The organism is Arthrobacter sp. SPT-J7, assembly GCF_059089965.1.
In genome coordinates this window covers 1-4990 of sequence record NZ_JBNHFF010000230.1, presented here as the reverse complement: position 1 = coordinate 4990, position 4990 = coordinate 1, and the positions used below count along the sequence as shown (strand labels likewise).

Here is a 4990-nt window from a genome sequence, read left to right as displayed (position 1 = left end):
TCTCCTCTGCCAACTTCACCACCCTGATGCCCTACCGCGGCCGAAAGGGTCCCGTATTGCTCGGGCTCCGGACCATAAGCCTGCCGGCAGGGACGGTCACGGGCGGCGAGTGGGTACTTGGGCTGTACTGGGCCAAGCCAGCGGGCCCGTGGCGGCAGTGCGGCGAACTGCGGCTGCGTGCCTTCCCCGGGCCGGCAGATACCCCCCTGCGCTTCAATCCACTCGAGAACCGACCGCCCGGCGCACAGGTCTACGACTGGGCCCGACGCCTGCGGGAGCGCTCGTACCGGGCAGCGCAGCAACCCCCGCCCCCCGCCGTCGCGCATGCTGCCGCCGCTCCCCCTCCGGAGGGGAACCACACCAGCCCAGCCACCCCAGAAAGGAACACCATGTCCACCGTGTCCCAGCTGTTCAACACCCCTGCCGCCGACGTATGGCGGGTTATTGCCGACGGCTGGCTGTACTCCGGCTGGGTCGTGGGCGCATCCCGGATCCGCGCCGTGGACGACACCTGGCCCCAGGCCGGAGCGCGCCTCCATCACTCCGTGGGCGCCTGGCCGCTGCTCATCAACGACAGCACCCGGGTGGCCGCTGTCGAACCCGGAAAGTCCCTGGAACTGGTGGCGCGCGGCTGGCCCATGGGCGAAGCGAGGATCGTGATCACACTCCAGGACCAGGGATCCCAGTGCCTCGTCACCATCGCCGAAGACGCCATCCGCGGGCCGGGCAGGAAGGTGCCAAAGGTCATGCGGGACCCGATGATCACCGTGCGGAACCGCGAAACGCTCAAGCGCCTGGAGCTGATGGCGGTCGGCGGGGCCGGGAAATAGCGCAGTTTAAACAACGCGAGGTCACCCCAGCGCCCATATACCCGCGGGTATATGGGCGTGAAGTGACCTCCCCACCCGCTAGGAGTGGGGTCCGCGTTGCTGTCGTGTTAGACCTGCGCGGCGACGCCGTCGCGGGAAATGGCAACCATGTCCTCGCGCGGCACCACCTTGATGCGCTCACGCTTGACCTCAACGCCGTGCGAACCGCCGGCTTCGGTGGCGGCAGCGCCGAGGGAGAGCTCGTGGGCGTCCAGCGCCAGCCAGCCTTCCCAGCTGGTGAACTTCACGCCACGGGCGTCCAGGAGGTCGACGACGGCATCCGCCTCGGGCACGGCAGCCACGGGCAGGTTTTCGCGGTCTTCCAGCAGGTAGGTCACGGTTTCGAGGGCATCACCCTTGGTGTGCCCGATCAGGCCTACCGGTCCGCGCTTGATCCAACCCGTGGCGTAGATGCCCGGCACGTGGGTGCCGGCGGCATCCAGGACGCGGCCGCCGTCATTCGGGATGACACCCTTCGTGTGGTCGAACTCGATCTCCGGCAGGGCTGAACCGAAGTAGCCGATGGCGCGGTACACGGCCTGGACCGGGTAGTCCACCATCTCGCCGGTGCCGCGGGCGTTGCCCGTGCCGTCCAGCTCGGTGCGCTCGAACCTGATGCCGGCCACCTTGCCCGGCGTCCCGGCGTCGTCATGGATCTCCACCGGGCTGTGCAGGAAGTGCAGGTGCAGGCGGCGGGATGCCTTGAGCTCGGAAAGGTCCTCAGGCTGCTCGGCAATCCAGTTGGTGAGCGTGCCCACCATGGTCTTGGTCTGGTTGTTCGTCTGGATCTGGCGGTCGGATTCCTCGTCGAACTCGAAGTCCTCCGGGTACAGGATGATGTCCACGTCCTTGGAGTGGGACAGCTCGCGCAGCTCCAGCGGGGTGAACTTGACCTGCGCGGGGCCGCGGCGGCCGAAGACGTGCACGTCGGTGACGGGCGAGGCCTTCAGGCCGGCGTAGACGTTGTCCGGGATTTCGGAGACCAGCAGGTCGTCGGCGTGCTTGGACAGGACGCGGGCCACATCCAGGGCCACGTTGCCGTTGCCGATCACGGCGATTTCCTTGGCCTCCAGCGGCCATTCGCGCGGAACATCCGGATGGCCGTCGTACCACGAGACGAAATCGGCGCCGCCGTAGGAACCGTCCAGTTCAATGCCGGGGATGTTAAGATCCGCGTCCTTGATGGCGCCCGTGGCGAAGATCACGGCGTCATAGTGGGTGCGGAGGTCCTCGATGGTGAGGTCGGTGCCGTAGTCCACGTTGCCGAAGAAGCGGATGTCACCGCGGTCCAGGACCTTGTGCAGGGCGTTGACGATGCCCTTGATGCGGGGGTGGTCCGGGGCCACGCCATAGCGGATCAGGCCGTAGGGTGCCGGGTAGCGGTCAAAGAGGTCGATGCTCACGGTCAACTCGCCGCTCTTGACGGCTTCGCTCTTGGTGAGGATGTCCGCGGCGTAGACGCCCGCCGGGCCGGAGCCGACGACGGCGACGCGCAGCGGGCGTTCGGCAGAACCTACGGTGGTGCTTGATGACACGGCTGTGTTCCTTTTCTTCGGTCCGTCCCAACCTTGTTGGGTTGGTGGGCTAGCTGGTGAGGACTCGGGGCTTGTTCGGGGTGATGGTGCTGTAGTCAGCGGTTTTGAAGTGCGACGGCGCGAACGGGCTCACGCGCACCACGTCACCGATGACAATGACTGCCGGGTTTGCGACGCCGGCGGCTTCCGCCTGGTCCGCAATGGAACCGAGCGTGCCGATGGTGACGCGCTGGTTTGGCAAATAGCCGTTTTCAACAATACCAACCGGGGTGTCCGCGGGCAGACCTGCTTTGCCCAGAGCGGACGCCGATTCGCGCAACTGTCCGACGCCCATGAGCAGGACAACTGTGTGGTCGGGGCGGGCCGGAACTTCGGACAGTTCCTCGTGGCCGGTCACTACGCTGAAGCCCTTGGCCAGGCCGCGGTGCGTGACGGGGATGCCTGCGGCAGCGGGAACGGAAATCGCCGAGGTGACGCCGGAGACCACTTCGACCTCGACGCCGTGCTGCCGGCAGTACTCGGCTTCCTCGCCGCCGCGGCCCAGGACGTAGGGGTCGCCGCCTTTGAGGCGTACCACGCGGTGGCCTTTCAGAGCTTCCTCCACGAGGATCCGGTTGATCTCTGACTGCGGCACCGGGTGGTGGCCGGGGGTCTTGCCGACCTCGATGACACGGACGTCGGGGGCCAGTTCGTTCAGGAGTTCCCGGGGGCCCAAGCGGTCTGCGACGACCACGTCGGCCTGCCCAAGGAGCCGGCGGCCGCGGACGGTGATGAGGCCGGTGTCACCGGGACCGCCGCCTACAAGGGCGACGCTTCCGGCGGAAGCCCGGCGGCGGCGCAGTGGCAGGTCTCCGGTTTCGAGCGCGGTGGCGACGGCGTCGCGGACGGCCATGGCGCGGCGCGGGTCTCCCCCGGCGTTCACGGCGATCTTGATGTCGTCCACCTCGGCGACAGCAGGGGTCCAGGCGGCGGAGGCTTCATGGTCGGAGGTGTTGACGCACCAGATGCGTTGCGCCTCTGCGTCGGCAGCGACCCGGGCGTCCACAGCGGAATCGCCGGTGGCCGTCTGAACGAACCAGACGCCGTCGACGTCGGAGGAAGCGTAGGTGCGCGGCTCCCAGGCAAGCAGGCCGGCGTCGGCAAGCTCACGGAGCGCGGCAGAGGCAACCGGGGCCACAACGGTGACCCGGGCACCGGCGTCGAGCAGGCCCTTGGCACGGCGTGCAGCAACGGGGCCGCCGCCGACCACCAGCACCGGGCGGCCGAGCAACCGCAGCGCTGTGGGGTAGATATCCTGAATTGCCATGAATCAACGGTAGGGCCGCGTCACAATCGCCAACAAAGGCCGAGCAACACCAGTTCACGTAAGGTAACGCTGCGTCACACAGGCCGGCTGCCTGAGGATAGGTGCGCAGCCCCCGCCACGCTAGTGTTTGCCCGCCTGTCCGTAAAGGCCTGTGCTCAAATAGCGGAAGCCGGAGTCGACCATCACGGTGACAACAGTCGCTTCCGGCCCAAGCTGCTCAGCTGCACGCAGTGCCGCAACGACATTCCCGCCGGAGGAAGTCCCCACAAAAATTCCCTCTTCATGGGCAAGGCGCCGGGCCATGGCCATCGCGTCCTCGGAGGAAACCCGTTCAATTGCGTCAACTTCAGCAGGCTCCCATAGCGGGGGCACGAAGCCGATACCGGTCCCTTCTATCCGGTGCGACCCGGTGGGGTCTCCTGAGAGCACAGCGGATTCGGCGGGTTCGACGGCAATAACGCGCACGCCAGGAAGGTGGCCACGCAGGCCCCGCGCCGTGCCGTGGATTGAATGGGCTGTGCCAACGAACTGGACAAAGGCATCCACCCGGCCGTAGGACTGCTGCCAGATTTCCTCGCCCAGTGCCAGGTATCCGTTGATGGCATCGCGGTTGTTGAGCTGGTCGCAGGCCCAGTAGCGCGGTAGCGCGCTCAGTTCCCCTGCCCGGGCGATCATTGCTTTGATCAGCTGTTCCGTGATGCGCCCATGGTCGCTTGGCACATCCTCGACCGTCGCCCCCAAGGCCTCCATGGTGCGGCGCTTTTCGTCACTGAAAGCGTCCGAGAAAACGACGTGCAGCCGGTAGCCTTTGGCTGCGCAGACCAAGGCGAGTGAGATCCCCGTTGTCCCGGCAGTGTACTCGACGACAGTGTCCCCCGGGCTGATGTCACCGCGGGCTTCTGCGGCTTTGATCGCAGCCACAGCCATCCTGTCCTTCATGCTCCCCGTAGGGTTGGCAAACTCCAGTTTCGCCAGCACTCGCGCTGACCCTGGCGGCACCACTTTGCGCAGCTCAATCAGTGGGGTGGAACCGATCCCCGCCAGTACGCCTTCGCCTGCCTCCACCGCACGCCCCATGTGTCCGCCTCACGCTCAGTGTCAGCCCGGTCCGCGGAGGGTTGCCGGACAAGATTCAAGCTATACCTCGTTGGATAGCGGCGCCAGTGGGCGGCCTCCAACCCTGTGGCCGTGGGCTGCCGGACAAAACAAAGCCCGACGGCGGTGTCGCCGTCGGGCTTTGAGGATGCTTTGGCTGCAGTGCTTCAGCGGGTGCTGCCCGC

4 protein-coding genes are annotated in these 4990 nt (G+C 66.8%); 1 reads left to right on the top strand and 3 read right to left on the bottom strand.

All coding sequences use genetic code 11. The features are described 5' to 3' along the window. Positions 1-830: SRPBCC family protein (locus tag AC5RWX_RS30085; RefSeq protein ID WP_494099880.1), on the top strand; the 830-nt coding region annotated here is incomplete at its 5' end. A 107-nt stretch (positions 831-937) separates the two neighbouring features. On the opposite strand, the gene AC5RWX_RS30080 is transcribed toward AC5RWX_RS30085, so the two are convergent. The 3 genes from AC5RWX_RS30080 to AC5RWX_RS30070 form a co-directional block, all read right to left on the bottom strand. Further along, entirely contained in the window at positions 938-2404 is a 1467-nt protein-coding gene (locus tag AC5RWX_RS30080; protein WP_494099879.1) for an FAD-dependent oxidoreductase, read from the bottom strand. A 49-nt stretch (positions 2405-2453) separates the two neighbouring features. Then, positions 2454-3710 carry a uroporphyrinogen-III C-methyltransferase gene (gene cobA / locus AC5RWX_RS30075; RefSeq protein ID WP_494099878.1) on the bottom strand — a complete coding sequence of 419 codons (1257 nt, stop codon included), beginning with the start codon at positions 3708-3710 and terminating at the stop codon, positions 2454-2456. Between the two features lie 120 nt (positions 3711-3830). Next, the gene (locus tag AC5RWX_RS30070; protein ID WP_494099877.1) at positions 3831-4787 is read right to left on the bottom strand and encodes a PLP-dependent cysteine synthase family protein; all 957 of its coding nucleotides are present in this window, start codon (positions 4785-4787) and stop codon (positions 3831-3833) included. Between the last annotated feature and the right edge of the window lie 203 nt (positions 4788-4990).